This window comes from Magnetospirillum sp. WYHS-4 (assembly GCA_039908345.1).
Taxonomy (GTDB): domain Bacteria; phylum Pseudomonadota; class Alphaproteobacteria; order Rhodospirillales; family GLO-3; genus JAMOBD01.
This window is the reverse complement of the sequence record JAMOBD010000113.1, coordinates 1-4116: the sequence shown is the minus strand read 5'-3', so window position 1 is coordinate 4116 and position 4116 is coordinate 1. Positions and strand designations below refer to the sequence as shown.

Sequence of the window (4116 nt, the reverse complement as noted above, 5' to 3'; positions counted from 1 at the left end):
CCGGATCGGCCCGAACCGTCCCGGCGGCAAGAAACAGGACCAGAAGCGAGGCAAGCCAAATACGCATGCGCCAATCCTGCCACCAGCATGGGGAGGGGGCAAGGGCGGCGCCCGCATGGTCGCCGCCCTCAATCGATTCGGGGAGAGAATTTATCGACCACGCGCCAAATCCCCCCTGGAACGGGACGAGGCGCAAAGCCATGCCCCATCCTGCCCCATTGGCGAGCGAACAGGCAAGGGCGGGGGCTCGTTTCGCGAGGGGAATCGATTGAAGGAGCCCAAGGAAAGCGAGCGCCCCATCACGCCCGCGGCGGCATGCCCCTCCGTCCTCACCCGATTGCCAAGGCAGAATTCTACCGGCGGCAAGGGTCGCTTGGGGGGTATCACCAAAGGCCGGCGACAGTTACCTGCGCCACCAGCGTGCTCCGCTACGCCTGCGACAAGGCGCCCGGCAAGGCCGGACTGGCTGAAGGCGTTGCTGGAGCGCAAATCCGCCCGCCAGGCCTCGGTCGCCTTGGCCAACAAGATGGCCCGCACAGCCTGATTCGCAACATGACGCGACATGAATAGGGGAACGGAACATGCAAGGGTGAATGTGACGTAATGGCAACCCGGTCAGGCCGGGAACCGGGAAGACCCTTCCAGGGCAATGTGCAAATGGCACGTCCGATTGATTGGGACCCGGTTCGCGGATTTCATCATGGCCCGCGGTCACCTATACCGCTCCTTGCGAGGCCGAACACATGACCGCACCAGACCACACAAGCTACCGCGTCAGCTTCCCCTTGCATCCAGGCGGTCGTCCACACATGCCCTGCTTACCACTGAATCCGATCGATGCCGTCGAAATCCAGCTTGCTGCCGTCATGGAAGGTGACGCTGCCCACCGCATCCTCGGAAAGCTGCACGTACTGGTCGGCCTGGCTTTCGATGCTTCCCGACGTCAGTTCCAGGCTCCACTCGCCGGCCTGAGCCGCGCTGCCATCGGCGTTCTGCAGCTTGACCGTATCCAGCCAACCGTCTTCGCCATGGATCACGTCATGGCCGCTTCCCGCGCCGAAGTTGAACAGGTCGTCTCCCGTGCCGCCCCACATCGTGTCGTCACCCAGACCGCCCGTCAGGGTGTCGTCATGCTTGCCACCCAGCAGGGTGTCGTTGCCGATGCCGCCATCCAGGACGTCGTTCTGGTCGCCGCCCTCAAGGCGATCGTTGCCGGCCCCTCCGGAAAGAAGGTCGTTGCCCGTGCTGCCGTAAAGAGTGTCGGTCCCGGCGCCACCGTCCAGGACGTCGTTGCCGGCCCCGGCATTGAGGATGTTGTCGCCGCCATCGCCGGTCAGGGTGTCGTTTCCCTTGCCGCTGGTGATGCGCTCGATCCCCGACAGGCTGTCGGTGCCATCCCCGCCCGAGGCCGTTCCCGCCGCCAGGTCGACGGTCACCCCGGTATTGCCGTAGGTGACGGTATCGGTGCCGGCGCCGCCGACCAGAATATCGTCCCCCAGACCGCCGGTCAGGTTGTCGTTCCCCGAACCGGCATCGATCAGGTCGTTTCCGGCTCCGCCGGAAAGCAGATTGTTGCCCGTCGTGCCGCGTAGCGTGTCGTCGTGGGCGGAGCCGTAGGCGTATTCGATGCCGGTCAGCGTATCGGTACCCTCGCCGACCGCCGTCCCGGCGGCCAGGTCCACTTCCACCCCTTGGGTGGCGTTGGTGAAATAGGCGGAATCGGTCCCCGCGCCGCCGTCCAGGATATCGTCCCCGGCGCCGCCATGAAGCTTGTCGTTGCCCGCCATGCCGGCCAGAACATCGTTGCCCGCCCCGCCGCTGAGCAGGTTGCTCGCCCCATCACCGGTCAGGCTATCGCTGAAGCTCGACCCGTAGGCATACTCGATGCCGGAGAGGGAATCCGTCCCCTCGCCCGTCGCCAGGCCCGTCGTCAGGTTCACCGTCACAGCCGATGTCGAGTCGGTATAGAAGGCCGAATCGGTTCCGGCCCCGCCGACCAGGACATCGTTCCCCGCCCCGCCGTGAAGGCTGTCGTTGCCGACACCGCCGTCCAATGTATCGTTGCCGGCCCCGCCCTTCAGGACGTTGTTTCCGGTACTGCCGGTCAGAATGTCGCCATGGCCGGACCCGGTCGCGTTCTCGATGGTGGCGAGGGTGTCGTTGCCTTCGCCGGTCGCCGTGCCGCTCGCCAGATTGACGACCATGGGCCCGGTGGCGTCCGTATAGACGACGGTGTCGGTTCCCGCCCCCCCCTTCAGCGTGTCGTCGCCCGCGCCGCCATAAAGGCTGTCGTTGCCGCTGGACGCATCGATGACGTCGTTGCCCGCCCCGCCGCGCAGGACGTTGACCGCACTGTTGCCGGCAAGGGTATCGTCGTAGGCGGAACCGGTGACGCTTTCGATGGACGACAGCACGTCGTTGCCTTCGCCGCCGCTCGCCTTGTTGGACGACAGGCTGACCGTGACGGCCGCTCCGCTGTCGCCGTAGTCGACGGTATCGACGCCGGCGCCGCCTTTCAGCACGTCGTTGCCGCTCCCGCCGGACAGCCGGTCGTCGCCCTCGCCGCCATCCAGGGTATCGTTGCCGGCCCCGCCCGACAGCAGGTCGTTGCCGACGCCGCCGGCCAGGGAATCGTTGCCGATGCTGCCCACCAGGGTGTCGTCGTCCGGCGAACTGCCGCCGTGGATCGACGGGTCTTCCACGGTGACCGGCAAGGTCACGATGGTCGTCGCCGTGTCGGCGCCGTCCGCGGATTCGGCCATGACCGTCAGTTCGAAACTTCCCCAGAACCCGGGCGGGGGCGTGATGACCAGCCCTTCCAGATCTTCGGGCAGCAGGGTCCAGGTTCCGTCCTCGTTGTCGGTCCCAGCAGACAGCAAGGCACCGTCGGGAACGTTGGCGATGGTGATCGCGGACAGGCTCTCCGAGCCGTCCGTCACCGCCGCGGATATGGTGAGCGCCAGATCGCGGTTATAGCTGCCGACCGCCGCCGCCGCCGTCACCGTCGGCGCGTCGGCGTCGCCCGCCACGCTCACGTTCAGGGTGGCCGTCGAGGAGGCGGTGTCGGCTCCATCCGCCGCCGTCGCGGTCACGGTCAGGCTGAAGCTGCCGCTGTAGTCGTGAGGCGGGGTGATGGAGAGGCCGGAAAGCTGGCCGGAGGTCAGAGTCCAGGTCCCGTCGCCGTTGTCGGTGCCGGCAGATAGGCTCGCCCCCTCCGGAACGCCGGAGACCACGATGGAGGACAGGCTCTCGGAGGCATCGCTCGCGACCGCCGAAAGATTCAGCGCGATGGGATGGTCCTCCGTGCCGGAGGCCGCCGCCGCCGTCACGATCGGCGTATCGGCCACGCCCGCCACCTGGACCGGCATGACACCGCTGACGGTCGCGGTGGCCCCGTTGGCGCTCTCGGTCGAGGTCGCGGTCACGGTCAGATCGAACGATCCACTGTAGTCGGCGGGCGGAGTAAGGTTCAGGCCGGAAAGCTGGCCGGAGGTCAGAGTCCAGGAACCATCCCCGTTATCGGTGCCGGCCGACAGGGTCGCCCCCTCGGGCACGCCGGAGATGACCACGGACAGGGTCTCCGAACCGTCGGTATCGGTCAGCGCCGCCGAGACGTTCAGGGCGATGGAGTGATCCTCGGTTCCCTCGACCCCGGCCACGGAAAGACCGGGCGCCGACGCGGTCTTGTCGGGACCGTCGAAGATCGTGGCCGCCGTAGTGGTGCCGTCGGCAAACTTGAAGGTTTCGATTTCACGCGCCACGTCGGTGCCGTCGCGGCCCGCCACCTTGTCGACGATGGTGAAGCTGCCGTCCGCATTTCTGGTGATGGTGTAGTCGGCCCAGTTTCCGGAGAACGAGGCGGTATCCGTCCCCTCGCCGCCGTAGACCCGGTCATTGCCGGTTCCGCCGACCAGCACGTCGTCCCCGGCATTGCCGTAGACGTAGTCGTCCCCGGTATTGCCGATGATCGTGTCGGCCGATGCCGTGCCCTTGATGTTGTCGCCGCCCGCCCCGCCGTCGATGGCCGCCACGCCAACCAGTTCGGTCGCGCTGAAGTCCAGGGTGTTCCCGCCCGCCGTGCCGACGAGGGTCGTCGATCCGCCGCCGACGATCCGT

At 67.0% G+C, this 4116-nt stretch carries 2 protein-coding genes; both read right to left on the bottom strand.

Going from position 1 to position 4116, the window contains the following annotated elements; genetic code table 11:
• Positions 1-202, bottom strand: a 202-nt coding sequence (locus H7841_17900; protein MEO5338735.1) for a hypothetical protein, incomplete at its 3' end; no start/stop codon positions are given.
• 616 nt (positions 203-818) lie between these two features.
• Positions 819-4116 (bottom strand): hypothetical protein (locus H7841_17895; protein ID MEO5338734.1); only part of this gene is annotated, 3298 nt, incomplete at its 5' end.